Here is a 23,614-nt window from a genome sequence, read left to right on the forward strand (position 1 = left end):
TGATGCGGAAGGAAAGGCATAAAAACCGAGAAACTGGGAGTAAGGACCATGAAGATCATGAAAACATGGGGTTTGGGTGTGTTGCTGGCCTTGGCCGTATTGCCGGCACAAGCCGATGTGCTGCAGGAAGCGCACGATGTCAACCGCGAAGTGGTGGCAAACGCCGATCCGGGCGCCAAAGAGCTGTTTTTGCGCCGCACCAACCTGGCGGCCGGGCAAGTGTTCACCCTGCCGGTGACCATGCGCGCCGGTAAGGTGTACACCTTCTACGGCGATTGCGACCAAGCCTGTTCCGATATTGATTTGTCTTTGAGTCACAACGGACGTGAATTGCGCGCCGACAGATTGGCGGACGACCAGCCGCTGTTCAGTTGGCGGGCCACCCGCAGCGGCACGCATACGCTGCATTTGAGCATGGAAACCTGCTCCCGTTCCCGTTGCGCCGCCACTGTGCATGCCTTCGAAGGCAGCGTGGTGATTTATGAGGCCGATCACAGCCAAGCGGCCGAGTAAGCGGCGGGGGTTGGCTGCCGCCGGCACCAAGGCCCCCATCTTTATCTTCTGACTGGTTTTGACCCATGCGCAAACTGTTTCTGTTTTTCTTGCTGTTCAGCGCCGCGGCATCGGCCAAGAGCGATTGGCTGTTGCAGGCGCAGCAAATGAACAGCGATATGATGAGCAAGGAAGACCCGTCCGCCAAGCCGCATCAGGTCATCAGCGGCAGCTTGCCCAACGGGCAGTCGCGGCCTTATCAGATTGAGCTGAGCGCCGGCCGGCATTATACGTTTTTTGCCGATTGCGACCGCCGTTGCAGCGACATCGATCTGCTTTTGCTATACGATGGCAGTGTGCTGAAGGCCAATCAGGAAAGCCATGCTTTCCCCGTATTCGGCTGGCAGGCTGCGGAAAGCGGCAGCCATACCTTAACCGTCAATATGGAGCAGTGCGCCGCTACGGTGTGCGATTACAGCATTCAGGTGTTTGAAGGGCGGAGAAAGGTGTTTTAAGCATTCGGGCTACCTGAACCAAAAAAATCCCGCACGGACGAACCTACCGTGCGGGATTTTTTTGGTTCAGGTAGCCTGGGCAGGCGCCCCCTGCCGATGCTTATTGCGGCAGCCAGCGGCGGATGGTGCGGTCAAGGTTGCCGGACAGTTTTTCCAAGTGCAGGAATTGGTCGACATAGGCTTTGAAGCGGAAGTCGCGGTCGGGAATCAGCCAGCCGTTTTGCGCCGGGCGCAAGGGACGGTCGGGGTTGACGCCGCAAAGTACGCCCTTGTGCTCGTGGCTTTTCACAATGGCTTCGGCAGCTTCGGTCACGAATACGTCGGCGCGGCCGTCGATCAGCTCTTGGAAAATGGTGAGGTTTTCCGGATGCATGGTCAGACGGGCATGGGTGAGCACGGTGCGGGCGAAGTTTTCATTGCTGCCGCCGGGGTTGGCCACAATGCGCACTTCGGGGCGGTTGATTTGCTCGACGGTTTGGTATTTGCCCACATCGGCGCAGCGCACGAGCGGGGTTTTGCCGTTGGTGAAATAGGGTTCGGTAAACAGGGCCTGTTGCTGGCGGGGCAGGGTAATGGAAATGCCGCCAACGCCGATGTCGCATTTGCCCGAGGTAAAGTCGCTCATCAGGGTAGGCCAGCTGGTTTTGACGATTTCCACCCGTGCGCCCAAAGATTTGGCTAGGGCGTCCATCAGGTCGTTATCCACGCCTTCGAAACGGCCGTTGTGGTCGAAGCTGAAGGGTTTGTAGTCGCCGGGGGAACAGACGCGCAGGGTTTTGCTTTCCATAACGCGGTTTAGGGTGTCGGGAGCGGCGGGTGTTTGGGCGTGGGCGGTCAGGGTGAGGCTGCCCAACAGCAAGGCGATAGCGGTTTGTTTCAGCATGATGTGCTCGATAGAGGGGAAAACGGGCGGCATTGTAGCGCGGGGTTTAAGCTTTTAAAAACTTTCATAATGGCATTATGTGCTTATGAATTCTATTTTTCAGAATTTAATGCCTATTAAAAGTAATTTTTGGCGTCAAATTTTATGGATATGGCTGAGATGAGGCAAATCTGTTGAATTGTTTGTGGCGAACAGGCTACCTGAAAGTTTCAGGTAGCCTGTTCGGGCGTTTGGATACGTCGGATGCGACGCTGGCCGGCCGCTTCAATCAAAGGGCCGGTTAGTCCCAATCTTCGGCAATCAGGCGGATGGTGTTGCCTTCGGCATCTTCGAGGGTCAGCCGGTGGCCGCTTAAGCGGTAGTGTTGGAAGCGGCGGAAGTGCTGGCTGAAAGCCTGCTCCAAATCCATGTGGCCCGGGCAGTGCATGCGTGTGGCGGCGACGGAGCCGATGTTCAAGCTGCCGCTTGCCCGCAGGGGATGGACGTCGGCTACCTGAAACATCAGGCGGTTGCAGCCCATGTAGGCACCGCCATGCGGCAGGGCGCTCAAGTCGAGGCGGGCTTGGGCGGCGGTGAGCGCTTCGCGGGTGAAGCCGGGCCATTCGCTGACCATCCAAACCCTCTTGAGGCCGGGTTCGGCAACCTGCTCCGGAGCGGCGGCGCAGGCACCGAGCAGGCCCAGATAGGTGAAAAGCGGCAGCAGGGCGCGATAATCAGTCATGGCGGATTCCTTAAACGGTGGGTGTCTGAAACGGCGGGCGTCAGCTGGAGCAGCTGATGCAGATGTCGGCCGCCCAGTCGGGCGGGGTGTCGGCCAGGTCTGCGTATTCGGTGCGCTCGGTAAACGGATCCTGCCAACAGGCCTTCAGGCGGCGGACGCCGTCGAAATCGCCGTGGTCGCGGGCTTGGGCGATGGCCTGTTCGAGCAGGTAGTTGCGCGGGACATAGAGCGGATTGACGGCGTCCATCTGCCGTTTGCGTTCTGCCGGCGGCAGGTTTTCCTGGCGCAGGCGGCGTTTGTAGCGGCCGCTCCAATGGATGAGGCGCTCGGCGTGGGGAAACAGGCGCAACAGGCTGTCGGGCAGCGGGGCCTGGTGTTCGGCGGGCATTTCGGCTAAGCGGCGGAAAAACAGGGTGTAGTCGGCTTCGGCCTGTTGCAGCACGTCGAGCAGGTCGTGGACGAGTTCGGCGTCGTCGGGCTGGCTGTGGCTGAGGCCGAGTTTCTGCCGCATGGCGTTCAGGTAGCCGGTTTGGTAGTGGCCGACAAAGCTTTCGATGACGGCGATGAGTTCTGCTTCGGCGGCCAGCGGCAGGAAGGCGGAGCCGAGTTTGAGCAGGTTCCATTGCGCCACATAGGGCTGTTCTTTGTAAGCGTAGCGGCCGCCGGCGTCGGAATGGTTGCAGACGTGGTGGCGGTTGAAGCCGTCTAGAAAGCCGTAGGGGCCGTAGTCGATGGTGAGGCCGAGCAGCGACATATTGTCGGTGTTCATCACGCCGTGGCAGAAGCCGACGGCCTGCCATTGGGCGATCAGGGCGGCGGTGCGGCGGGTAACGGTCTCAAACAGGGCAAGGTGGGGGTTTTCGGCTGTGCGGCATTCGGGGTAGTGTTCGGCAATCAGGTAGTCGGCCAGCGGGGCGAGGTGCTGGTGTTGGCGGCGGTGGTAAAAATATTCGAAGTGGCCGAAACGCAGAAAACTGGGCGCGGCGCGAGTGAGTACGGCGGCGGTTTCTGGCTGTTCGCGGTAAACGGGGTCGGGCGAGACGGTAATGGCCAGCGCGCGGGTGGTGGGGATGCCGAGCGCGTGCATGGCTTCGGAGGCGAGGTATTCGCGGATGGTGGAGCGCAATACGGCGCGGCCGTCGGCGAAGCGGGAAAACGGGGTTTTGCCGCTGCCTTTGAGCTGAATTTCCCAGCGGCTGCCGTCGGGGGCGGCCAGGTCGCCCAGCAGCATGGCGCGGCCGTCGCCCAGCTGCGGCACATACACGCCGAATTGGTGGCCGCTGTAAACGGTGGCGATGGGGGCGGGGTCGTAGCGCGCAGCGCTGCCGCTCAGTTGTGCCACGGTGTCGGCTTGGACGAACACGGAGTCGGGAATGCCGAGTTCGGCGGCGAGCTCCGAACTGAAAACCGGTAGCTCGGGGCGGCTCAACGCTTCGGGGCGGACGGTTTCGCAGAGGAAACCGAGGCGTTGCAGGCGGGGCAGGTGCAAGGCGAGGGACATGGCGTGCAGTGTTTTGTTTTATGGATATGGATGGGAAAAAGCTTTCAGGTAGCCTGAAAGGCTACCTGAAAAAAGCAGAAAATAGTTTATGAATTATTGTCGATGAGTTTTTGGGCGGCGATTTTGGCGCGGTTTTTGAGGTCTTCGGTGAGGTATTGTTTCATTTGGGCATAAACTAGGGCGATAACGGCCAAATCGTCGCTGAAACCCAAGGGGCCGAGCAGGTCGGGGATGCTGTCGATGGGGCTGAGGAAATACACCAGTGCGCCCACAATAATCAGCTTGGCGCGTTTGGGGGTATGCGGCGATTTAAACAGAAAATAAAGCGCATACAGCTGCTGTACGGCGGGGCGGCCGAGGCGCAGGGAGAAGCGTTTCAGTTTGCGCAAAAAGCTGCCTTCGTCGAGACGGCGCCGGCGGAATTCGGGAATGAACGATTCGGGACGGCGGGGTTCGCGGGTGTTCGGCATGGCTGGTCCTTTTGAGTGTTTGAGTGTGTGAAAACTGGCACTTACATGGGTGCCTTGCGCCGGGTTTCAAGTTTTGCTGTGTCAAGTCAGCAGCATTTGCGGGGTGATGGCGGCTTTCAGTTTGGCTTCGGGGCGGCCTTCGGCGTCGAAATCCAGTTGGAACCACCAGATGCCGGATTTTTTTACCGACCAATATGGCTCGTCAGTCCAGCGGCGGTTGAGCAGATAGGCGCACAATTGGCCGATCCACGGCTGGTGGCCCACCCAGACGATGCAGTCCCGGCTGCGGCAGCTGTGCAGCAGGGCGGGCAGTTTTTCCACCGCATTGACGGGATTGAGCGCGGGCACGATGCGGTAAGGCAGGCCGAGGGCGGCCGCGGTTTCCTGGCTGCGCAGGGCTTCTGAAGCCCACACTTCGGCGTGTTCGGGCAGGTAGCCGCGCAGCCAGCGGGCGGCGGCTTGGGCTTGGGCGTGCCCTTTTTCGGTGAGGCGGCGTTGCAGGTCGTCGTGGCCTTCTTCGGCTTCGGCGTGCCGCCAGAGAATCAGATTCATGCGCTTTTCCTTTCGGTGTACAATGCCGCCCATCTTAGCGTTTTTGCCCCACAGGGGCTACCTGAAACCGATGAAGCATCCTTCCGCTGCCCGCCCGCCGCTCGACTGGCGGCCGCAATTTTCCGACGTGGCGCCCGCCTTGGCCGAGTTGATGCGCCAACAGTCGCTTACCGCCGCTCTGATGGCCACCGGAGCGGCGTTTGCCGTGCAGGTGCGCCATCAGGGGAAAGCGCGGGATTTGTGGGCGGACGAATGCCTGCCGGCCGAAGCGGCGGCGTTTTATGCCCGCGAAGTGCACCTGCTGCTGGACGGCGAGCCGGTGGTGTGGGCGCGCAGCGTGTGTGCCGACGATGCCGCGGGCTGGAAGCAGGTGCTCGATTGCGGCACCCAGCCTTTGGGTGCGCAGCTGTTCGGCGGCGGCATCCGCGCTTCGCGCAGCCCGTTTGCCTTTGCCCGCGTTCCTGCGGGCTGGTTAGCGGCGGCAGAAGGCAGCGTGTGGGCGCGCCGTTCGCTGTTTGCCGCCGGCGGTGAGGTGTTGGGTTTGACCGAATGCTTTTTGCCCGCCCTGCAAGGTTTTTTCAGGTAGCCTAAAAATGGCGCGGCGGCTGAAGCCTGGGATGCCGTACCGGTGGCGCGGCCGTGTGACGGCGGCGTTGGGGCTGGTGCTGTATGCCGGTATTTTGGCCGCCTTGGTGATTACCGGCCGTTTGCCCTTGTTACCGGCCCTGTCTTATCTGCCGGCTGCCGCTTTGCTGTTTGCGGTTTATGCTTATGATAAAGCCGCTGCGGTGTGCGGCTTCAGACGGGTGCCGGAGCGGCTGTTGCACGGTTTGGCCTTGGCCAACGGCTGGCCGGGCGCTTGGTTGGCACAGGCTTTTTTGCGCCACAAAACCCGCAAGCCCGGTTTTTTGCGGGTGTTTTGGCTGACGGTGTGTTTGAATGTGGCGGCCGTGATCGGCTGGGCGCTGTGGCTATCTGGATGAAGCAGGCTACCTGAAAGTCAGGTAGGCCGGATTCTTAATCCGACACATGGATAATGCGCTTAGGAAAAATCTTTCAGGTAGTCGTAAGCTTGATCGGATACAAGTATTCGACCTACGTTTGACTTTTCCCTTGGATTAAACCGATTGAAGCAGGAAGCGAAGCGATGAATGCTCCTTACCAACCTCCTTTGCCGCCGGCGGATGACAAGGCTGTTGCACCGGTGATGACGGTGGGCGACTGGCTGCTGACGCTGGTGTTGTTGTCCGTGCCGCTGTTGAATGTGGTACTGCTGTTGGTGTGGGCATTTGACGGGCGCACCCATCCGAACAAAGCCAATTTCTGTAAAGCCTATCTGATTGTGATGGTGGCGGTAACGCTGCTGGCCGTGTTGCTGCTGCTGGGCTTTGGCTTCTTAATAGAAGCCAGCGGCTACGGGCGCGCGGTTTGAACGGAGGAAGCGCCGCTATGATGCAAACCCTTTTCGCCGCTTTGCCGCCCGTTTGGGCCGACCGCCTGAGCGTGTACCTCCAACTGATGCGTGCCGACAAACCCATCGGCACGCTGCTTTTGCTGTGGCCGACTTGGTGGGCTTTGTGGATTGCCGCCGACGGCCTGCCGCCGTGGCCGATTGTGGCGGCGTTTACTGTGGGCACGTTTTTGATGCGCAGCGCCGGTTGCGTGATCAATGACTTTGCCGACCGCCACTTCGACGGCGCGGTGGCGCGTACCAATCAGCGTCCGTTCGCCGCCGGCCGGGTGAAGGAAAAAGAAGCACTGTGGCTGACGGCCCTGTTGTGCCTTTTGGCGGCGTTATGCCTGCTGCCGCTCAACCGCCTCACTTGGCTGATGAGCCTGCCGGCGCTGTTTTTGGCGTTGACCTATCCGTTTACCAAGCGGTTTTTCCCGCTGCCGCAATTTTATCTGGGGCTGGCGTTTTCCTTCGGCATTCCGATGGCGTTTGCCGCGGTGCAAAACCAAGTGCCGTGGCAGGCTTGGGTGCTGTATGCGGCCAATGCGGCGTGGACGCTGGCTTACGATACGGTGTATGCGATGTCGGACAAGGAGGACGATTTGAAAATCGGCATCCGCACTTCGGCCATCACGTTTGGCCGCCATGATGTGGCCGCCACCATGTTCTGCCACGGGCTGTTTGTGCTGTTGATGGCGGGGGTGGGCGTGTGGATGGAGGCTTTATGGCCGTATTGGCTGGCGCTGCTTTATGTGCTGTGGCATCAATGGGGGCAATACCACGAGATGCGTCGCGGCGACCGCTGGCAGCACTTCCGCACCTTTCTGAGCAATAACCGCATCGGCTGGGTGGTGTTTGTCGGCATCTTGGCCCATTACAGCGCATGAAGGTGAATGGGCCAAATGGCCTCACCGCAACAAGGCGGCAACTCAGTTGCCGCCTTGTTGTTTGCGCCCTTGCCGTATTTTTTGCGCGAAGTTTGACTTGGCGCAAAGTTACGGCACGTCGCAGCTGCAGGGGCGGCGTACAATTCAAAACGAAGTCAGGCAACTGGCCGTATCCGGTTTCCTGAAGCGTACTGCTCCGCTGCCTACCGTCTTGAAACAGGTGTGAACGGAGCCCCACCATCACTATCAAGGAGCACAACCATGGCCGTTTCTCAGTTTTTTATGCCTACCCGCAACCTGATCGGCGCCGGCGCCTTAGACGAAGGCGTGGCCCAAATTGCCCGTCTCGGCTTTAAAAAAGCACTGATTGTTACCGACAAACCCTTGGTGTCGCTGGGTTTGGCCCAGCTGGTGGCCGACAAACTGGCCGCAGCCGGCGTCGAGTCGGCAGTGTTTGACGGCGTACAGCCCAACCCTACCGTGGGCAATGTGAATGCCGGCTTGGCGGTATTGAAAGAGAGCGGTGCCGATTTCGTGGTGTCGCTGGGCGGCGGTTCGCCCCATGATGCGGCCAAAGGCATTGCTTTGGTGGCCACCAACGGCGGCAAAATCGAAGACTACGAAGGTTTGGACAAATCCGACAAACCGCAGCTGACCTTGGTGGCCATCAATACCACCGCTGGCACCGCTTCGGAAATGACCCGCTTCACCATCATCACCGACGAAAGCCGCCACGTGAAAATGGCGATTGTCGATAAACACGTAACCCCCACCCTGTCGATCAACGATTCTTCGCTGATGGAGGCCATGCCTGCGTCGCTGACCGCTGCCACCGGCATGGACGCGCTGACCCACGCGGTTGAGGCTTATGTGTCCACCATCGCCACCCCGATTACCGATGCCTGCGCCATCAAAGCCATCGAACTGATCGCCGCCTACCTGCCCACCGCCGTGGCCGAACCGAACAATCAGGAAGCCCGCGAACAAATGGCCTATGCGCAGTTCCTCGCTGGCATGGCCTTCAACAACGCCTCTTTGGGCTATGTGCACGCCATGGCGCACCAGCTCGGCGGTTTCTACGACCTGCCGCACGGCGTCTGCAACGCGCTGCTGCTGCCGCATGTGGAAGCCTACAATATGCGTGCCGCCGAAGCGCGCCTGAACCAAGTGGGCCAAGCCTTGGCCGCCAACAATGCCGACTTGGCCGGCTTGGGTGTGATTGAGGCCATCAAGAAACTGGCCGATTTGGTGGGCATTCCCAAATCGCTGGAAGAGCTGGGCGTGAAACGCGAAGACTTCACCATTTTGGCCGAAAACGCGCTGAAAGACGTTTGCGGCCTGACCAATCCGGTGCAAGCCAGCTTGGAAGACATCATCGGCATCTTCGATGCCGCTTACGGCAAACGCTGAGCATCCGGCAGGCTACCTGAACCGCCACTGCCGATGGTATTGAGTAAAAAGTGCCGCCCGAATCGGGACGGCACTTTTTTGACACTTGCTTCAGCCGAAAAAGCCCATTTTCACCTGAATCAGCTTTTCCAATTCCCGCACCACGCGGCGGCGGGAGACGAACAGGATCACATGGTCGCCATCGGCCAGCACGATGTCTTTGTGGCCCATGAATACTTCATCGCCGCGCACCACGGCGGCCACATGGCAGCCGCTGGGCCAGCGGATGGACTCGATGCGGCGGCCGACCAGCTTCGAGGTGTCGGTGTTGCCGTGCACCACCACTTCCACCGCTTCGGTGCTGCCGCCGCGCAGCGGGTGGACGGCGACCACGTCGCCGCGGCGGATGTGGGCCAGAATCGAGCCGATGGTGACCAAATGCGGCGACACCACGATGTCGATGGTGTTGCCCTGCAGCAAATCCACATAGCTGGAGCGGTTGACGATGGCGATCACCCGCTTTGCGCCCAGGCTTTTGGCCAGCATGCCCGACATGATGTTGGTTTCGTCGTCGTTGGTCAGCGCGCAGAACACGTCGATTTCGTCGATGTATTCGCCGGAGAGCAGGCTCTCGTCGGTGGCCGAGCTTTGCAGCACCAGCGTGTTGTCGAGCTGCTCGGCCAGCCATTCGGCACGTTTTTCGTCGGCCTCGATGATTTTGATGTCGAACTGGCTTTCCAGCTGTTTGGCCAGCCGGTAGCCGATGTTGCCGCCGCCGGCAATCATCACGCGGCGGGTGGGCTGTTGCAGCGGACGCAGTTCGCGCAAAACGGCGGGCACGTGCTCGGTAGCGGCGGCCACAAACACTTCGTCGCCCTGCAGAATCACGGTTTGCGCGGTGGGCACAATCAGCTTGTTGTTGCGGTAGATGGCGCAGATTTGGCAGTCTACGTCCGCCGGTAGGTGCTCGTGGATGGCGTGGATGGGTTTGTCGAGCAGCAGGCCGCCTTTTTGCGCGCGCAGCACCAACATGCGTACTTTGTCGTCGGCAAACTTCAACACCTGTAAGGCGCTGGGGTGGTTGAGGAGGCCGATCAGGCGCTCGGTGACCAATTGCTCGGGGCAGATGGATTCGGTGACCTCAAACACTTCCAGTGCCGAAGGGCTGTCTTCTTCGGCCTGTTCGCCGCGGTATTCCAGATATTCGGAAGCTCGCACCCGCGCGATGCGGTTGGGAATGTTAAACAGCGTGGCGGCCAGTTTGCAGGCCACCAGATTGCTTTCGTCGTTGCGGGTGAGCGCCAGCAGCAGGTCGGTGTCGTAAGCGCCGCCTTCGGCCATCACCGCGGGCGAGGAACCGTTGCCGGCCAGGGTTTGTACGTCGAGCTTGCTGCTAATGCTGCGCAGGGCTTCGGGATTGTTGTCGATGACGGTCACATCGTGGTGGGGCAGCTCGGCCAGGTTTTGCGCCACCGTGGCACCTACTTGGCCGCTGCCGAGAATCAGGATTTTCATGGTTGGGCCGCCATTGTCGGCAAAAAATCAGGCCGCCATTTTACCACCTCTGTCGGGCGGAAAAAGCGGGGGCGGGCAAAAGATACGGGCTACCTGAAATCGGTTTCAGGTAGCCCGTATCTTTTGCTCAGGTTTAAGAAGCCAAGTCTTCAAACAGGGGCGTGGAGAGGTAGCGTTCGCCGTAGGAGGGGATCACCACCACAATCAGCTTGCCTTCGTTTTCCGGTTTTTTCGCCAGTTCCAAGGCCGACCAAATGGCGGCGCCGGAGGAAATGCCCACCAGCAGGCCTTCTTTGGCGGCAGCGGCGCGGGCGGTGTCGAAAGCGGCTTGGTTGGGCACGCGGATCACGCCGTCGTACACCCCGGTGTTGAGGATTTTAGGCACGAAGCCGGCGCCGATGCCTTGGATCGGGTGCGGGCCTTTTTCGCCGCCGCTCAATACGGGCGAGGCTTCCGGCTCGACGGCAAACACCTGTACGCCGGGTTTTTTGCCTTTCAGCACTTCGCCCACGCCGGTAACGGTGCCGCCGGTGCCGACGCCGCCGACGAAAATATCGACTTGGCCGTCGGTGTCGCGCCAGATTTCTTCGGCGGTGGTCAGGCGGTGTACTTCGGGGTTGGCCGGGTTTTCAAACTGCTGCGGCATGAAATATTGCTCGGGGTGGGCGTCCACCAGTGCTTGGGCGCGGGCGATGGCGCCGCCCATGCCTTCGGCGCCGGGGGTGAGGATCAGTTCGGCGCCGTAGGCGCGCAACAGCATGCGGCGCTCTTTGCTCATGGTTTCGGGCATGGTGATGACCAGTTTGTAGCCGCGGGCGGCGCACACCATGGCCAGGCCGATGCCGGTGTTGCCGCTGGTGGGCTCCACAATCACGGTGTCGGCTTTGATTTTGCCGGCTTTCTCGGCGGCGTCGATCATGGCCACGGCGATGCGGTCTTTGACGCTGTTGCCGGGGTTGAAAAATTCGAGCTTGGCGGCCACGCGGGCGGGCAGGCCGGCGGCCAGGGTGTTGAGGGCAACCAGCGGGGTGTTGCCGATCAGGTCGGTGATGCTATTGGCGATGTTCATGTGCGGATTCCTTCTGTTTAATCTGATGACGGCCGCATGATACGGACAATGACACGGGGAAACAAATGATTTGTGTTTGTATGCTTATAAGCAAAGGGTATATGCCGCGGCGGTTGTTTTCAGGTAGCTCTTTGGTTGGGGGCTACCTGAAAACGGTTCAGGCTGCGCTTGGGCGGATTTGCAGGGCGGGGAAAATGCCGTCGGATGGCAGGGTGAGGCCGTGGTCGGCGGCGAGTCGGTGGAAGGCGAGTGCGCTGTCGAAGAACGCGCCGTCGGCGGCCGGCGGCGGGGCGGTGGTGGTTTCGGTGTGGTTGGCCCAGCGCAGGCAGGCGATGTTATTGCTGCCGGGGCGGCAGGACAAGTGCCACCACAGGCTGCCTTCGCTTTCGCCGGGCTGTTGCTGCTCGTAGGCCCAGCCCAGCAGCACGCTGTGCTCGGGATGGGCGAGCAGGTGGTTGAGCGTGGGATAGAGCGGGCGGGCGGGATGGCTGGCGTCGGCGGCGGCAAACACGCTGCTGCCGTGGCAGCCCAGCGCCTGCATCAGGTGGAAGGTGGCGGCATTGTGCAGATTGGCCATGAAATCCAGCGGCGAAGGCAGATTGTCCCGATGCAGTTTTTCGCGCAGGCGGATGATTTTGCCGGGCGAACTGAAGGGCGAGGCCAAATACACGGCGGTGTCGGGCGGCAGGCTGTTTTGCAGCGGCAGGGCGCCGAGCAGGACGAGCTGGGTGAAGCGGCTGAGGCGGCGGGCATCGATGCCGTACTGCTGTTTGAGCCGGCGGCGCAGTTCGGCATCGGTGTCGTCTGCGGCGGCCCGGTACACATGGGCGGCGTTGAGGTAGAAAACGGTGTCGGAAACGGACAGCATGGGGTTCTCGCAATCAGGTTTGCCAATCCAGCACCCAGGCGCTGTGGCTGCCGCCGAAACCCAAGAAATAATGCAGGTAAGCGCCGTTGTCTAAGGTTCGGCCGTGCAGGGTGGGCAAGTTCGGATGGGTGGCGTGCTTGCCGGGCAGGGCGGGCAGAGAGCCGCGGCGCAGGGCGTGCAGCAGCAGGGCGCTTTCCAGGGCGGCGGTGGCGCCGAGGGTGTGGCCGGTATAGGGTTTCAGCAGGATGGCAGGCACTTCCGGCAGCAGATCGGCCAGCACGGCGGCTTCGATGTCGTCGCTGCTGCCGCCGCTGCCGTGGGTTTTGACCGCGCATAAGTCTGAGGAGCTGAGGCCCGCCGCCCGCAGGCAGTCGGCCAACAGGCGGCGCAGCGGCGCTTCGCTGCTGGCGGTGAGGCTGTGGCAGTCGGTTTGGCCGATGGGGCCGAGCAGGCGGGCTTGGTAAGCGCGGGCCGTTTGGGCACGGAGGGCAACGCAGGCGGCGGCTTCGCCCAAAATCATGCCGTCGACCTGTTGGAAAGGCAGCCGCCCGCTGTGTTCGGCCAGGAGGTGCATGGCGTGGAAGTGCTCGAAGGTCATGCGGTTGAAACTCTCGAAGCCGAGCACCAGTGCGCGGGGTGAAAAGCCGTTGGCCACGGTTTGGGCGGCGGCCACCAAGGCTTGGGCGGAGGAGGTGCAGGAGGTGGCGAAGCTGAACACATTGGGGTGGCCGAAGCGCTGTTTCAGGTAGCCTGCGATTTGGTCGAAGGCGTAGCGGGTGTGCGGGCCGTGGGCGGTTTGCCGCGCTTCGCGGTCGGACATGACGTAGGACGTGGAGCCGATAAACAGGGGGATGTGCGCCAGCTCTTCAGGTAGCCAGCCGGCATCTTCGGCGGCGGCCAGAATGTGTGCTTCGGCAAGACGGCACAAATCGGGCAGCGTGAGCAGATCGGGCGCGAAGGCTTTGAAATACGGCAGCGCTTGACGGCTGCCGAGGGCGGAAACGGTTTGCGGTTGCGGCGGGCGGAAGGCGGCGTCGGGATGGCTGAACAGGTTCGGCTCGCCGCTGCGGCCTTGGGCGCAGTCGTAACTGCCGCCGCATAAATAAACGGGAAGGGGCATGTGTGTGAGGTGTGGTGGGGCTACCTGAAAACCTGTTCAAAGTCTCCGTTGCGGCGGTATTTTTGGTTAAAATTCCGCATCTGCCACGTTGCAAATACTTGCAAGATGTTCAATCTTGCGCGCATTTTCGCCTCGCATCTGCAGTTTTTGCCTCAAAAAACCGCTGCGCAAGAAGACTTTGAACAGGTTTTGAAAGCCGGAATGTGGTTATGGAAGTTAAGCCGAGCCGTGTTCGGCGCGCACGAAGGCGGCCAAATCGCGCACGCTGCCCATGTGTTTGCGCACCATGCGGTCGCCGTTGAGGCGCACCTGAAAGTGGGCCTGCAGGGCAACGGTGATTTGCAGGGCGTCGAGCGAATCCAGGCCAACCGGGCTTTGCGGGCCGAACAGCGGGGCGTCGTCGGTAAAGGCGGCGGAATCGACGTCGTCGGTTTTTTCGGTTTCCTGCAGGATGAGTTTTTTCAGTTCCCGTTCTAAGCTGTCGGGTTCGAGGGTGAAGCGGTAAGCCATCAGAATCTTGCCTGTGTTTTTAATTGGTGGCGGTAGAGGAGAGCGGCGGCGGCGAGGGTGGCGAGGCCGAAGCCGGCCAGCCGCAGCAGCCAGGGTTGGATTTGGGGCAGAGTATAGTGGTTGAGCAGCAGTTTTTGAAAGCCCTCCAGCCCCCAGCCCATCGGCGAAAACTGGGCAATCTGCTGCATGGCTTCGGGCATCACGTGCACCGGCACCATGATGCCGCCCAGCGCGGCCATGATGATGATGCCGCCGCCGCCCAACACCACGGCGTGTTCGGTGCTGCGCGCCAGTACGCTCACCAAGAGGCCGTAGCCCAAGGCCGCCAGGCTGACGGCGGCCGACAGGGCGGCATAGGGCCATAGGCTGCCGGCCAGGGTGAAGGCGGGCATGTCGAGCTTGGGCAGCACCCAATAACCGAGCGCCACCATGCCGGCGAACTGCAGCTGGTTGATGAGGAAATACGGAATCATTTTGGCCGCTATCAGCGCCGAAGCGGGGGCGCGGGCCATATTGAGGCGGGTGAGCGTGTTGGTCTGCCGCTCCATGGCCATCACGTTGGAAAGCGGAATCATGATGAAAAACATGCCGAAAATCAGCCAGGCCGGCACGCTGTGCTGCACGGAGTTGGGGCGGGCCACTTCGCTGCCTTGGCGGTTGAGGTAGGTTTCCTGCCACAGGTCTCGGCTCAGATAGCTGCTGATTTGGTTGAATTTGTCGTCCAATTCGGCGTTTACCTCGTCTTGGATTTTGCGCACCGTGTAGTTGCGGTTGTTGTCCAATTCGATGTCGTTGCCGTCGAAATAGGCGGCCAGCCGTTGCTCGGTGTAATGTTTTTGCAGCGTGCCTTTGATGCCGAGCAGCCAGCCGCGGTCGGTGTCGGGGTTCAGCCACAGGCGCAGCGGCGCTTCTTCGCTCAGCGGGGTTTGTTCGCTGTTGGGGTTGAGCAGCAAAAGGTCGATGCCGCCCTGCTGCAGGGCGGTTTGCCATTCGGCCAGCTCGCTTTGCGGCGCGGCGCGCACATTGAGGTTTTCGTTTTGCAGCGCTTGGTGCAGCTGGCGGTTGAGCGCGTTGTCCGGCGGGCCCAAGAGCACGATTTGGGCGTTGGGGTTGAGGTTGTCCTGATTGCTGCTCAGGGCGGCCGACATGATGAGCATGAACACAATCGGCATCATAAACAGCACCGCCACGCCGTGCAGGTCGCGGCTGAGCAGTTTGAGTTCTTTGGTGATGGCGGCAATCAGCATGATGGGTGTGGGGGCAAAGATGGAATCGGTTTCAGGTAGCCTGGCTGGAGAATGCTGTTCGGGCTACCTGAAAGGCGTTTCGGCAGCCGAGCGCTGCAAAAAATCGAGGTAAAAGCTTTCCAGCGAGGCAAAGCCGAAGCGGCAAGCCGAAAGGCGGTAGCCGCGTTGGTGCAGGGCGGCGAGCAGCGGCTCGGCAGACGGCGTATCGAAGCGGACGCTGCCGTCGGCTTCGCGGCAGCCTTGGAGTTCGGCGAGGTCGTGTTCGGCCAGCGGCGGCTCGGTGCGCACGCTGAGGCTGCCGGCGCTGTTGGCCTGCAGGATGTCCGGCACGCTGCCTTGGTAGATGAGGCGGCCGTGGTGGAGCAGGGCCAGCTTTTGGCATAGCTGCTCAATTTCCTGCAGATAATGCGAGGTGTAGATGACGGTAACGCCTTGGCGGCCCAGTTCGGCCACGCTCTCCAGAATAAAGCGGCGCGATTCGGGGTCGATGCCGACGGTGATTTCGTCGAGAAAAATCATGCGCGGGCGGTTGATCAGGCCGATGGCGAAGTTGAGCCGCCGCTTGAGGCCGCCGGAGAGGTGTTTGGCCAGCTTGCCGCGGTGGGGGGCGAGGCCGGTCTGCTCCAGCAGGCGCTCGAGATGGGCGCGGTCTTTGACGGCATACAGGGCGGCGAAAAATTTGAGGTTGTCCCACACGCTCAACAGCGGATAGAAGGCGAAATCCTGCGGCACCAGCGAAATGCGGTGCCGCTGCGCTTTGCTGAGGCAGCCAAAGGGGATGCCGTCGAAAAAAATCTGCCCTTGCTGCACGCCCTGCAGGCCGGCCAGCAGCGACATCAGGGTGGTTTTGCCGGCGCCGTTGGGGCCGAGCAGGCCGAGGGTTTCGCCTTCGGCAATGTCGAGGTTGACGCCGTTAAGCGCGGGCGCGGCGGCGCCGGGGTAGCGGTGGGACAGCTGTTCGATGCGGATCATGGCGGGCTCGGCTTTCAGGTAGCCTGATCGGCCAGCCGCCGCCACAGGGCTTCTTCGCGGTCGGCCAGGCGGCGCAGGAAGTCGGCGGTTTCGCGGTAACCTTGGGGCGAGGGTTTGCGGCACTGGCGCACGCACAGGCTGGCAAACTGACGCCATTCATCGCCGATGGCGGTCATTTCTTCGGAGGCGGCTTGGAAGGCCGGCTCTTGGCAGATGTCGGCGGCCTGTTCGAGAAAGTAGGCGTAGAGATAGCGGAAGCCGGCGCCGCCGGTGCCGATTTCTTCCTGCATGCGCACAATGTGGCCGAGATAGAGTTTGCGGTATTTTTCCGGCTGTTTGCTCTCGGCCAGTCGTTCGATGGTTTTGGCCACGGTGCGGATGCCGCGTACGCCGACGAAAAACACAGGCGCCAGCATATGTTTGGCGTTTTTGCGGATGGCGCGGCGCAACAGTTCGGGCAGGCGTCGGCGCCAATCGGACGGCGCTTGGACGTCTATGGTGTACATCAGCCCTTTGGCGGCCAGTGCGCCTTTGGCGAAGCGGGCGCGTTGGAGGTCGGCGGCGGGGCAGCGCTGCACGGTTTCAAACACGGGGTCGCTGATGAGGTAGTCGCCGCCGTCGCAGCCGTACACGAGCAGGTTGTGGGCGTTGAAGTGGAAGCGCATTTCGGGTGGGAAATAGGGCAGCCAAAACACGGAGGTCTGCAGGCCGACCAGTTTGCCTTCGGCCAGGGCGTCATCCAGCGCCTGCTGTCCGGCTTCGGGCGAGGAGAACTTGCGCATCCGCAAGGGCACCTTTAAAGCGCGGCAGCAGCGTTTGATGATGCCTTTGGGCGCCATGCGGTAGGAAATCAGCGGCATGCCGGCCAGTTTGACCACGGGCACGTAAACAAAGGTGAGCGCCGAGGCGAGGCCGAAGACCAGGGCTTCGTTGAGCGCGTAGCCGTGGCGGGTGAGCAGGGTGGAGACCACGCCGCTTTCGCAGTGGGCCGTGTGTTGGTGGGGGAAGTCTTGCATGGTGCGCTTTCAGGTAGCCTGATCGTCGGGCAGGCGGCGTAGCGCTTCCGGGCTGAGTTGGAAGGCTTGGGCGTATTTGGCCAGCGTGGCGGGGTTCAGCTTGGCAAAGACTTCGGGGCGGAAGTGGCGGCGTATCTGCCAGCGCCACAGGCCGGTGCTTTGCGCCAGCGAGGTTTCGTCGTGGCGGTAGCGGAACATATAGTAGTAGAGCGGGGAGCGCTGCCCTTGTTCCACTTCGCGACGGGCGGCGGCGGTTTGCTCGTCCAAGTCGGCCACGGCCTGCTCGGTGGCGTAGGCTTCGTCCTGCCAGCCGGTGCTGGTGGCGGCTTGGTATTGGCCGTTGCGCGTGCCATAGATGATTTTTTGGTGGCCGTGGTAGGTTTTGCTGTTGTCCTGCGGGATGTCGTCAATCTTCATGGCGGGGCTCGTTTGGGCGGTCAGGCTACCTGAAAGGTTCTAGGGCGTGTCGTCACAAAGCGTTGCGGCGGTATTTTTGGTCAAAACCCGCATCTGCGGCGTTAAAAATGCTCGCAAGATGTCCAATCTTGCTGCGCTTTTTGCCTTGCAGCTGCAGATTTTGCCTCAAAAAACCGCTTCGCAAGCATTATGACGACACGCCCTAAACGGCTTCGAGCAGCATAAAGCAGCTGGAGAAGCGGCCGCTTTCGGGAATGTAGCACAGGATTTTCTGGCCGGCCTGCACATCGGCGCGGCGCATAAATTCCTCCAGAATGATGTAGATGGAGGCGGAGCCGGTGTTGCCTTTTTCGTGCAGATTGGTAAACCATTTTTCCTGTGCAATCGGCAGGCCGGCGTTTTCCAGGCCGGCGGCCACTTTGTCGCGGAAAAAGCCGGAGGAGTAGTGCGGCAGGAACCAGTCGATGTCTTCGGCGCGCAGGCCGTGTTTGGGGATCAGCGCGGCGAGCGGTTTTTCCACTGTGTAATGGATGATGTGTTCGTTGAGCAGCTTCACATCCTGTTTGATGGCCATCAGGCTGCGTTGTTCGCGCTCTTCCGGCGGCACGCCTTTCCAGCCGGTGAAACTGCCGTCTGCCACTTCGCCGCCGGCATACATGCACACCGGCATTTCGTTGGCATAGGAAAACAGCTCGATCCAGTGGATTTTGAAATTCAGGCTACCTGAAAGCGGCCGGTTGCTCAGTGCCGCCGCGCCGGCGCCGTCCGACAGCATCCAGCGCAGGAAGTCTTTTTCAAAGCCGATTTCCGGCTTGGCGGTTGCCAGCTTTTGGTGGCCGATTTCGCTGCGGAAGTTTTCGCCGCGCATCACGGCGGAGGCGGCTTCGGAAGCCACCGCCACCGCCAGATGGTGCTCGCCGGTGCGCACCGCGCGTTCGGCCTGCTTCATCGCGGCCATGCCGGCCACGCAGACGCCGGCGGTGGTCACCACTTCGCAAGGCGGGATTTCGGGCAGCAGGCCGTGCACCATCACGCCCTGACCGGGCATGATTTGGTCGGGATAAGAGGTGCCGCAGGCGAGACTGGTGATGTCGGCCGGCGCGATGCCTTGGGCCAACAGGCCGCGCACCGCTTCGGCGGCCAGCTCGGTGCTGGTGTGGGTGGCGGCGCGGGTGAGCGGGTCGATGGCGTAGTGGCGGCTGCGGATGCCGTTGGAGCGCAGAATCATTTTTTTCACGCGCGAGGGTAAATCGCCCGCCATGCCCAATACCGCTTCCATCTGCTCGTTGTCCACAGGATCGTTGGGCAGGAAGGCGGCGATGTGGGTGAGGTAAACGTCGGATAAGGCAGTCAAGTTGTGTTCTCTTGTGGTAAGTGGTGTGGTGTCCGCCGGCGGGCAAGGCGTTCAGGTAGCCTACCGGCGGAACGATTTACTGTTTAGGTTTACTGCTTAAAGGCCACCACCCGAAGGCGCACATAATCGGCCACCGGCAGGCCGTTTTCTCGCGCCAGGCGGCTTTCGGCCAAGGAGGCTGCTGCTTGCAGAACGCTTTGCCGCGTGTGCTCCGGCATGGCCGGCAGCATAGGGTCGGCAAAGGCGGTCAGCCAGCCGGCTACGCCGGTGGGCAGTGGCGTGGGGCGCGGGAACAATTGGCAGTGTACGGTTTGCAGGCCGTGCTGTGCCAGCAAGGCGGTGTAGGCTTCGGCTGTGGGAAAATACCAGCACGGCTGTGGTGCGAGCCCGTGGGCGGTCAAGGCTTCGGTAAGCGCTTGTTGAATCAAGGCAATATTGCCGTGGCCACCAAACTCGGCCACCAAACGGCCGCCGGGTTTCAAGGCGCGTGCGATTCCCGCTGCTACGGCTGCTTCATCGGTCATCCAATGTAGGGCGGCGTTGGAGAACACGGCGTCGAATTCCTGATTAAACGGCAGCTGCTGGCCGTCGCCCTGTATGGCCTTGAGGCCGAGGCGGGCGGCTGCGGCCACCAATTCGGCGCTGCCGTCAAAACCGACCACATCGCAGCCGCAGGCGGCAATTTGCCGCGTCAGCACGCCGTCGCCGCAACCTAAATCAAGAACGCGCTCGTGGGCTTGCGCTGCCAGCAGATCCAGCAGTGGTGTGCCGTAATCGGCAACAAAGCGGGCATGGCGGGCATAATCGTCGGCGCGCCAATGTTGGCTGGGTCGGTTCATGTTCGGGCTATCTGAAAATAGGGCGGGCAATTTGCGGCCGCCGTGTGTTTATTCGCCGGAAGGCCAGCTGTAATAGGCTTTTTCGCGACGGATTTTGTCGCGCATCAGGGGGGCGAGCAGGCGTTTGAGCAGGGCGCTCACCGGCACCACGGTGAGGATGATGGCAATCAGAAACACCACGTAAAAAGCCACCATGGCGCGGCGCAACAGCGGCGAGCGGCGGCCGGCGGCCATAATCAGCTTGCCCCATAAATAAAAGCTGCGGTGGGCGAAGCGTTCGCTGAGAATCAGCTTTTCGTTTACTTTGACGGCGCCCATGCCCTGCAGCAGGGTTTCATCGAGCGGGCCGCCGCTGCGCAGCTGCTCGGCGATGCGGCGGCCGAAGCGGGCGGCGTCTTCGATTTCGGCCTCGCTGATGCCGGCTTCAGGTAGCCAGGAGACGGCTTTTTTGCGGCCGGTGAGCATCCACAGCGGGGTGGTGATGAAGCTGGCGGCGCTGCTGCATTGGTCGATTTTGACCACGTTGCCCACCAAGCGCGCTTCGGTTTTGTCGAGCAGTTTTTTGGTTTTTTCTTGTGCCATCAGCCACATATTCCGGCAGCCGATTAAGGTGACGACCGGGGTGTGGCGCAACACTTTCGCCGCTTGTGCCGATTGCAGAAAGGCGGTAATCGGCTGGGCGGGCGAGAGAAACCACACGGTGTAGGCGATGATGACCAAATCGTAACGCTCGCGCGCCAAGCTGAAAGGGCGGTTGGGCGCGGGGCGCAGGTGGACGGTTTCGGGGAAGGTGTTGAAAAAATCCATAAACCGCCAAGGAAAGGCGAATGGGCGCTCGGGTTGCAAAACCAGCCGCTCGACGTGGATGTCGTCCGCCGCAGCCAAGTCGCGCACGAAGCTGTCGCACAGGCGCGACAGCTGGCCGGTTTGGGAATAGGACACAAGAAGAACGTGTTTGCTCATGGCTGCGGTGGGTGGCGTTCGGGTGAAACCAAGGTAGGCGGGATTCTATTTTCGGCTGTTTTCTTTGTCAAATCAGGGGAGAACGGTTTCAGGTAGCCTTTGGGGCGGCGGGGCGCTTAATCGGCGTCGGGCATTTGAAAATGGCAGCGGGCCACGGCCACCGGTTTGGCGGAGTCGGCCTGCCAGGCTTCTACGGCGATGTTGGCGATGCGGCTGCCTTGGCGGGTGAGCAGGCAGCGGGCGTACAGGGTTTCGGGTTTGCCGCTGCGCAGATAATCGAGTGAGAAATCGACCATTTTCGGCAGTTGAGCCAAGTCGGCCTGTTGGAGCAGAAACAGGGCGGCGCAGCTTTCCATAAAGCCGCCGATCAGGCCGCCGTGCAGGGCGGGCAGGAAGATGTTGCCGAGGTTGTCGCGTTTGTAGGGCAGGGCAAACAGCGGGACGCCTTGGCCGTCTTCGCCGCATTGCAGGCCGATAAAGGCGGCGTAGGGCATGATTTCGGCGGCGCGGGCGGTGCGTTCTTGGGAAAGGGTGAATGTGGTCATGATTGGCTCAGCAGGGCGTGGAGTTTGGCTTGCTCGGCGGCGGGAACGGGGGTGCGCATAAAGGTGGCGGTGCCCAGAGCGATGGGCTCGTCGGGGTGGTCTTGGTAGCAGATGCTGCGCACGAAGGCCACTTGGCCGGCCAGGCGGTAGCACTCGGCGCGGCTGTAAATGCGGCGGTTGCGCTCGGCGGGGTGCATATAATCGATGCGCATATCGAGGGTGGCGATGATTTCCGCTTTTTCCAAGCGGGCGGCCACGGCGCAGCCGGAAGCGACGTCGATGAGGGTGGTGATGACGCCTCCGTGCACGGTTTGCCGGTCGTGGCGGCCGACCAGTTGGGGCTGCCAGGCTATGCTTAATACGGAGCGGCCGGCGTCGATGTCTTCGTAGCGCAGACCGAGCGCAATGCAGTGGGGCAGGCTGACGTAATGCTGGCTGAGCAGCCGGTAGATTTCGGGATTGTGCGGCATGATGGTTTGGAATGGGGGGTGAGTGTTCATGGTAAAGGAATAAACGGCGGCCAATTAAACCGAATTGGCGGCGGTGTGTAAAGATGGCGGCGGGCGCACGGCGTCATGCGGCATGGGCGGGTTTGTTTTCAGGTAGCCTGAGCAAGCGATTCCGGATCGGTGTTGGCCGGCGTATCGTGAAGGGTGCCCTCTTGCAGCCTGATGTCGATGTCGCCGAAGGCGTCGGCTTCCTGCACCACGCACACCAGGCCTTCTTTTACCAATTCCAAAAGGGCGATGAAGTTCACCACCACATAGGCAGCGCCTTCTTCGGGGCGGAACAGTTCGCAGAAGCGGCAGCCGCCTGCTTGCAGGCGGCGCAAAATGCTGCTCATTTGGGCGCGCACGGAAATGGCTTCCTGCACCACGGCGTGGCTGCGGTGGTGGCGGGCGCGGGAAAGTATGGCCAGCCAGGCTTGGGTGAGGTCGGCGGTGTGCACCTCGGGCAGTTTGGCAGCCACGGCGATTTCCAGCGGCAGCCAGGCCCAAGCGAAATCGCGGCCGGCGCGGGGCAGGGCGTCCAAGCCTTGGGCGGCGAGTTTCATTTGCTCATAGGCCAGCAGGCGGCGCACCAGCTCGGCGCGCGGGTCGCCGGCTTCTTCGTCTTCCGCGGCGGGCGGTTGGGGCAGCAGCAGGCGCGATTTGATTTCGATCAGCACGGCGGCCATCAGCAGGTATTCGGCGGTGAGGTCCAGATCGCGGGCGTCCATCTGGGCGATGTAGGCCAAATATTGCTCGGTGATTTTGAGCATGGGGATGTCGAGCACGTCGATGTTCTGCTTGCGGATGAGGTAGAGCAGCAGGTCGAGCGGGCCTTCGAAACTGTGCAGCACCACTTGCAGTGCGTCGGGCGGGATAAACAAATCCTGCGGCACGTCGGTAACCGGTTGGCCGAACAGCCAGGCCACGGCGGGCGGAGCAGGAGCAAGGCTACCTGAAAGCGGCGGGGCGGCATTCATTTGAAGCATCTGCCTTTCAGGTAGCCTGCGCCGCCAAATGTTCGATGGCGGCGTGGGCGCAATGCAGGCCGAATGCGGCGGTCACCAGCATGCTGGCACCGTAGCCGGCGCAAGACAAACCTTGCGGCGCGGTGTCGGCCGCGCAAGCAGCGCCGCTTTGCGGGGGGGTGACGTTTTCGGTGGAAAACACGCAGGGCACGCGCATTTTGTCGCCGCCGCGCGGAAAGCCGTAGTGGCGGCGCAGGGTGTAACGCAGATTGGCCAGCAAGGGATCGTGGGTAACGCGGCTCAGGTCGGCGCAGGCAATGAGGGCGGGATGGCATTGTCCGCCCGCGCCGCCGCTGATGACAAAGGGTTGGCGCTGGCGGACAAAATGGTCGGCCATGGCGGCTTTCACGCGGATTTGATCGATGGCGTCGATGACGAAATCAAACGGTTGGGCGAACAGCTCGGGCAGGTTGTCGGCGGTGACGAAATCTTCGATTTCGTGCACGGTGCAGGTCGGGTTGATTTGACAGATGCGCTCGTGCAATGCGCTCACTTTGGCTTTGCCGAAATCGCTGCTCAGGGCGTGTAGTTGGCGGTTGGTATTGGATTCGGCCACATTGTCCAAATCGATCAGCGTCAGCGTGCCGATGCCGCTGCGTGCCAAAGCTTCCACCGCCCAAGAACCGACGCCGCCCACGCCCACCACGCAGACGTGTGCGCTGGCAAAACGCTTGAGGACGGCAGGGCCATACAGCCGGGAAATGCCGCCGAAGCGGCGCTCGGTAGCGGGAGAATGCTCAATCATCTGTTTCAAGTCAAAAAACGGCTAAAAAAAGGATGCGTGGGTACGCATTGGCGGC

The 23,614-nt window shown here is 61.5% G+C and carries 29 protein-coding genes; 8 read left to right on the forward strand and 21 right to left on the reverse strand.

Features of this window, described 5'->3' with window-relative positions; all coding sequences use genetic code 11:
• Positions 1-48: 48 nt before the first annotated feature.
• Positions 49-513 (forward strand): hypothetical protein, encoded by a 465-nt coding sequence (locus H3L94_RS02455; RefSeq protein WP_182122522.1) that lies wholly within the window; start codon positions 49-51, stop codon positions 511-513.
• 65 nt (positions 514-578) lie between these two features.
• The gene (locus H3L94_RS02460) at positions 579-1,007 is read left to right on the forward strand and encodes a hypothetical protein (protein ID WP_009118756.1); all 429 of its coding nucleotides are present in this window, start codon (positions 579-581) and stop codon (positions 1,005-1,007) included.
• Positions 1,008-1,107: 100 nt separating this feature from the next.
• On the opposite strand, the gene H3L94_RS02465 is transcribed toward H3L94_RS02460, so the two are convergent.
• The 5 genes from H3L94_RS02465 to H3L94_RS02485 form a co-directional block, all read right to left on the reverse strand.
• Positions 1,108-1,890, reverse strand: a complete 783-nt coding sequence (locus H3L94_RS02465; protein ID WP_244958810.1) for a transporter substrate-binding domain-containing protein — start codon at positions 1,888-1,890, stop codon at positions 1,108-1,110.
• 280 nt (positions 1,891-2,170) lie between these two features.
• Positions 2,171-2,611 carry an META domain-containing protein gene (locus H3L94_RS02470; RefSeq protein WP_182122524.1) on the reverse strand — a complete coding sequence of 147 codons (441 nt, stop codon included), beginning with the start codon at positions 2,609-2,611 and terminating at the stop codon, positions 2,171-2,173.
• A gap of 40 nt (positions 2,612-2,651) precedes the next feature.
• Complete coding sequence (locus H3L94_RS02475; protein ID WP_182122525.1) at positions 2,652-4,112, reverse strand: protein adenylyltransferase SelO; 1,461 nt, start codon at positions 4,110-4,112, stop codon at positions 2,652-2,654.
• Between the two features lie 86 nt (positions 4,113-4,198).
• A complete protein-coding gene (locus H3L94_RS02480) occupies positions 4,199-4,582 on the reverse strand; it encodes a YkvA family protein (protein ID WP_182122526.1) in 384 nt (127 codons plus the stop codon).
• Positions 4,583-4,663: 81 nt separating this feature from the next.
• Entirely contained in the window at positions 4,664-5,134 is a 471-nt protein-coding gene (locus H3L94_RS02485) for a SixA phosphatase family protein (protein WP_244958811.1), read from the reverse strand.
• A gap of 70 nt (positions 5,135-5,204) precedes the next feature.
• Here H3L94_RS02485 and H3L94_RS02490 point away from each other — a divergent pair, with 70 nt between their 5' ends.
• The 5 genes from H3L94_RS02490 to H3L94_RS02510 all read left to right on the forward strand — a co-directional run bounded on the left by H3L94_RS02490 (position 5,205) and on the right by H3L94_RS02510 (position 8,884).
• Complete coding sequence (locus tag H3L94_RS02490) at positions 5,205-5,720, forward strand: chorismate--pyruvate lyase family protein (RefSeq protein WP_182122528.1); 516 nt, start codon at positions 5,205-5,207, stop codon at positions 5,718-5,720.
• Positions 5,721-5,751: 31 nt separating this feature from the next.
• Entirely contained in the window at positions 5,752-6,117 is a 366-nt protein-coding gene (locus H3L94_RS02495) for a DUF1294 domain-containing protein (protein ID WP_182122529.1), read from the forward strand.
• A gap of 164 nt (positions 6,118-6,281) precedes the next feature.
• Positions 6,282-6,566, forward strand: a complete 285-nt coding sequence (locus H3L94_RS02500) for a hypothetical protein (RefSeq protein WP_009119315.1) — start codon at positions 6,282-6,284, stop codon at positions 6,564-6,566.
• 17 nt (positions 6,567-6,583) lie between these two features.
• Positions 6,584-7,474 (forward strand): 4-hydroxybenzoate octaprenyltransferase, encoded by an 891-nt coding sequence (gene ubiA, locus H3L94_RS02505; protein ID WP_182122530.1) that lies wholly within the window; start codon positions 6,584-6,586, stop codon positions 7,472-7,474.
• A gap of 261 nt (positions 7,475-7,735) precedes the next feature.
• Positions 7,736-8,884 carry an iron-containing alcohol dehydrogenase gene (locus H3L94_RS02510; protein WP_182122531.1) on the forward strand — a complete coding sequence of 383 codons (1,149 nt, stop codon included), beginning with the start codon at positions 7,736-7,738 and terminating at the stop codon, positions 8,882-8,884.
• Positions 8,885-8,974: 90 nt separating this feature from the next.
• On the opposite strand, the gene trkA is transcribed toward H3L94_RS02510, so the two are convergent.
• From trkA to H3L94_RS02555, 9 genes are all read right to left on the reverse strand, one after another.
• Positions 8,975-10,378 carry a Trk system potassium transporter TrkA gene (gene trkA, locus H3L94_RS02515; protein ID WP_009118747.1) on the reverse strand — a complete coding sequence of 468 codons (1,404 nt, stop codon included), beginning with the start codon at positions 10,376-10,378 and terminating at the stop codon, positions 8,975-8,977.
• Positions 10,379-10,511: 133 nt separating this feature from the next.
• Positions 10,512-11,447, reverse strand: a complete 936-nt coding sequence (gene cysK, locus H3L94_RS02520) for a cysteine synthase A (RefSeq protein WP_182122532.1) — start codon at positions 11,445-11,447, stop codon at positions 10,512-10,514.
• A 157-nt stretch (positions 11,448-11,604) separates the two neighbouring features.
• Positions 11,605-12,315 carry a hypothetical protein gene (locus H3L94_RS02525; RefSeq protein WP_182122533.1) on the reverse strand — a complete coding sequence of 237 codons (711 nt, stop codon included), beginning with the start codon at positions 12,313-12,315 and terminating at the stop codon, positions 11,605-11,607.
• 13 nt (positions 12,316-12,328) lie between these two features.
• The gene (locus tag H3L94_RS02530; RefSeq protein ID WP_182122534.1) at positions 12,329-13,435 is read right to left on the reverse strand and encodes a beta-ketoacyl synthase N-terminal-like domain-containing protein; all 1,107 of its coding nucleotides are present in this window, start codon (positions 13,433-13,435) and stop codon (positions 12,329-12,331) included.
• Between the two features lie 216 nt (positions 13,436-13,651).
• The gene (locus H3L94_RS02535; protein ID WP_182122535.1) at positions 13,652-13,945 is read right to left on the reverse strand and encodes an acyl carrier protein; all 294 of its coding nucleotides are present in this window, start codon (positions 13,943-13,945) and stop codon (positions 13,652-13,654) included.
• Entirely contained in the window at positions 13,945-15,192 is a 1,248-nt protein-coding gene (locus H3L94_RS02540) for an ABC transporter permease (protein WP_182122536.1), read from the reverse strand. The genes H3L94_RS02535 and H3L94_RS02540 overlap by 1 nt, the downstream gene beginning before the upstream one ends.
• 63 nt (positions 15,193-15,255) lie before the next feature.
• Entirely contained in the window at positions 15,256-16,164 is a 909-nt protein-coding gene (locus H3L94_RS02545) for an ABC transporter ATP-binding protein (RefSeq protein WP_182122537.1), read from the reverse strand.
• A gap of 14 nt (positions 16,165-16,178) precedes the next feature.
• Positions 16,179-17,180, reverse strand: coding sequence for a BtrH-related acyltransferase DarH (darH, locus tag H3L94_RS02550; protein WP_182122538.1), 1,002 nt, complete (start codon positions 17,178-17,180; stop codon positions 16,179-16,181).
• A 9-nt stretch (positions 17,181-17,189) separates the two neighbouring features.
• Positions 17,190-17,597: a DarG family dialkylresorcinol biosynthesis protein gene (locus tag H3L94_RS02555; protein ID WP_182122539.1), complete on the reverse strand. Its 408-nt coding sequence runs from the start codon at positions 17,595-17,597 to the stop codon at positions 17,190-17,192.
• 46 nt (positions 17,598-17,643) lie between these two features.
• Between H3L94_RS02555 and H3L94_RS02560 the strand changes: the two genes are divergently transcribed.
• On the forward strand, positions 17,644-17,790 hold the full coding sequence (locus tag H3L94_RS02560) for a hypothetical protein (RefSeq protein ID WP_182123186.1): 147 nt from the start codon (positions 17,644-17,646) through the stop codon (positions 17,788-17,790).
• A 9-nt stretch (positions 17,791-17,799) separates the two neighbouring features.
• On the opposite strand, the gene H3L94_RS02565 is transcribed toward H3L94_RS02560, so the two are convergent.
• From H3L94_RS02565 to H3L94_RS02595, 7 genes are all read right to left on the reverse strand, one after another.
• On the reverse strand, positions 17,800-18,951 hold the full coding sequence (locus H3L94_RS02565; RefSeq protein WP_182122540.1) for a beta-ketoacyl-ACP synthase III: 1,152 nt from the start codon (positions 18,949-18,951) through the stop codon (positions 17,800-17,802).
• An 89-nt stretch (positions 18,952-19,040) separates the two neighbouring features.
• Entirely contained in the window at positions 19,041-19,790 is a 750-nt protein-coding gene (locus tag H3L94_RS02570; protein ID WP_182122541.1) for a class I SAM-dependent methyltransferase, read from the reverse strand.
• A gap of 48 nt (positions 19,791-19,838) precedes the next feature.
• Positions 19,839-20,753, reverse strand: coding sequence for a dialkylrecorsinol condensing enzyme (locus tag H3L94_RS02575; RefSeq protein WP_182122542.1), 915 nt, complete (start codon positions 20,751-20,753; stop codon positions 19,839-19,841).
• A 116-nt stretch (positions 20,754-20,869) separates the two neighbouring features.
• On the reverse strand, positions 20,870-21,298 hold the full coding sequence (locus H3L94_RS02580; protein ID WP_182122543.1) for a PaaI family thioesterase: 429 nt from the start codon (positions 21,296-21,298) through the stop codon (positions 20,870-20,872).
• Positions 21,295-21,798, reverse strand: a complete 504-nt coding sequence (locus H3L94_RS02585; RefSeq protein WP_244958812.1) for a PaaI family thioesterase — start codon at positions 21,796-21,798, stop codon at positions 21,295-21,297. The genes H3L94_RS02580 and H3L94_RS02585 overlap by 4 nt, the downstream gene beginning before the upstream one ends.
• Positions 21,799-21,896: 98 nt before the next feature.
• Positions 21,897-22,766: a segregation and condensation protein A gene (locus H3L94_RS02590; protein WP_182122545.1), complete on the reverse strand. Its 870-nt coding sequence runs from the start codon at positions 22,764-22,766 to the stop codon at positions 21,897-21,899.
• 16 nt (positions 22,767-22,782) lie between these two features.
• The gene (locus tag H3L94_RS02595; protein ID WP_182122546.1) at positions 22,783-23,559 is read right to left on the reverse strand and encodes a tRNA threonylcarbamoyladenosine dehydratase; all 777 of its coding nucleotides are present in this window, start codon (positions 23,557-23,559) and stop codon (positions 22,783-22,785) included.
• Positions 23,560-23,614 lie beyond the last annotated feature (55 nt).

This window comes from Neisseria shayeganii (assembly GCF_014054965.1).
Classification (GTDB): Bacteria; Pseudomonadota; Gammaproteobacteria; order Burkholderiales; family Neisseriaceae; genus Eikenella; species Eikenella shayeganii.